Source organism: Saccharopolyspora flava (genome assembly GCF_900116135.1).
GTDB lineage: Bacteria > Actinomycetota > Actinomycetes > Mycobacteriales > Pseudonocardiaceae > Saccharopolyspora > Saccharopolyspora flava.
Map to the genome: position 1 here is coordinate 1 of NZ_FOZX01000021.1, position 1,946 is coordinate 1,946.

The window sequence follows — 1,946 nt, forward strand, 5'->3', positions numbered from 1 at the left end:
AACTCACCCCAGTCGAGTTTGAGACCATCTACACCGCCGCTACAGCGGCCTGACACCACTCAACCCCGCGTGTCAACCAAAGCCTGGGCAGTCCCATCTCCCTCTGCGACACCTCTGGGGCGCCAGCGACTGGCGGAGGTGTAACGCCCTGTCCTCCAGGGCATCCCGAGGGGCATGTGGTGTGCCGGTGTCGGTGCTGTGGTGGGCGTGGTCTTCGGGGCTGTCGCCCGGATGAGGCGCGGCAAGCCACTGCACCCGCACGGCACGGTGTACGAAGCCGTGCTGCGGCGAGCGGGGTCGCCGCAGCCGTGGACTGTGGAATGGCTGGACGAAGCCGGCGAGAATCACGGGTTGGTCCGCATCTCCAGGTCGATGGGTCTCCCCAAGCTCTTACCGACGTGTTCGGCCTCGCGTTCACGTTCAGCGGGCCCTCCGGCGACCGCCACGACCTCTTGCTCGCCACCACCGGTTTGCGGCCAAGCCTGCGCTTTTTCCTCCTGCCCCGCCGGGAACCGTTTTCGGGTACGTACGGTTCCCTCCTGCCGTACAGTGCAGCGGGTGGTTTGGTCTTGCTCGCTGCCGTGCCGTTGGCTCCAGACGGCTCGGTGGCGAGTTTCCGGCTGCTCGCCGCCACGCCGACTGGACGGTGGTGGCCATTCGGCAGGTTGGACCTAACGGGCCGCGCCGCGGCGACGGCCGACCAGCCCGTCCGCTTCGATCCGATCCTTCACGTCCTACCGGGATTCGCCTGGCCACCTGCGATCGAGCAGCTTCGCGAGCCCGCGTACGCGGCCGCGCGTCGAACGTGAGCGTCGCTCCATCGCCCGTGGCGGCATCTGCAATCAGGGCGACCACTCTGCTGCGCGCCGCACAACCGTAGTCGCACAGAGGAAGTGGGCCAGCCGTTGACGTGCCACCATGAATGACTGCTGCGTGGGTGAGCCGTTGTGAGCGATGGTGCGCTGCCGACGAGCGTCTGCCGACCTGATTGGTCGATCTGCGGTGTGAGCCGGCCGCACCGCAGATCGAGACGACGCCACAGCAATGTCGAACGGAACCGCTAGACCGAGGCCAGCACCATTTTCACGAAGAGGACTCCCCAGAGCGGGTGTGGCTTCAGGATCTCATTCCGCCGGACAGCAATACCACTCTAGAACGAGTGGCCTTTGGCGGGGTAGCGGAGAAGTAGCCACCCGCTCGGCCCTTGGCCACAAGTTGTGCGCTGCGGGATCGTCGGCGGTACTCAGCTTGCCCAATGGCCGCGATCGCAAGCTGAGTGCTGGTAGCGATGACCATTTCCGGTTCGTCGCGGTCGTGGATGTCGCCCATGGCCGTGCGATGTGTGAGGCGTTCACCGGGCGATGAAGATTCTGAACACCGATATCACTCCCGTTCGCGGGAGTCGGTGTCTTCGTGAATGTGCTGCACCTCTTCCCAATAATCGCCAGCGTGCCGCATAGCTGAATCGAGAATTACGGTCATGCCTTCGAGATCTCTGACCGCCCGATCGAGAGCTTCGTGGGGACGGTCGCGCAGCGCTTCCCGGTACAGGTTCTCTCGGTCCACCTGGTCGAGCTTGTTGGTCAACTCGCCAGCCAGGTGGTGCAAAGACCCCAGAACTCCGAGGAGCGCCGCACCGAACGGAGGCCAATCTAGTTGAGTGAGGTCAGTCCTTGCACATCTCCGAGCGGCCCGGTCGAGCGCGTCCCGGGCGGCGTACATATCTTCGAGAGGATGGTGAGCCATGGCTCCTGCCTTTGCCAAAATCGATCCAGCAAAAATGCCATCGTCAGCGGCGATGCCGAATCGGGGCCGCCGCTACTACGTGCCAGCCCACACACTCTGTGAGTCCTAAGAGCCTGTTCCTGAACTAGCGAGTGAGGCGCTTGCTGATGGTGTGGATCATGGCCCAGCGGACCATGGCTTCGTGGTGTTCGGGGCGGCGT

The 1,946-nt window shown here is 64.3% G+C and carries 1 protein-coding gene; it reads right to left on the minus strand.

What is annotated here, in order from left to right:
* Nucleotides 1-1,383: 1,383 nt before the first annotated feature.
* Nucleotides 1,384-1,587 carry a hypothetical protein gene (locus tag BM424_RS28650; RefSeq protein WP_139274202.1) on the minus strand — a complete coding sequence of 68 codons (204 nt, stop codon included), beginning with the start codon at nt 1,585-1,587 and terminating at the stop codon, nt 1,384-1,386.
* Nucleotides 1,588-1,946: the final 359 nt, after the last annotated feature.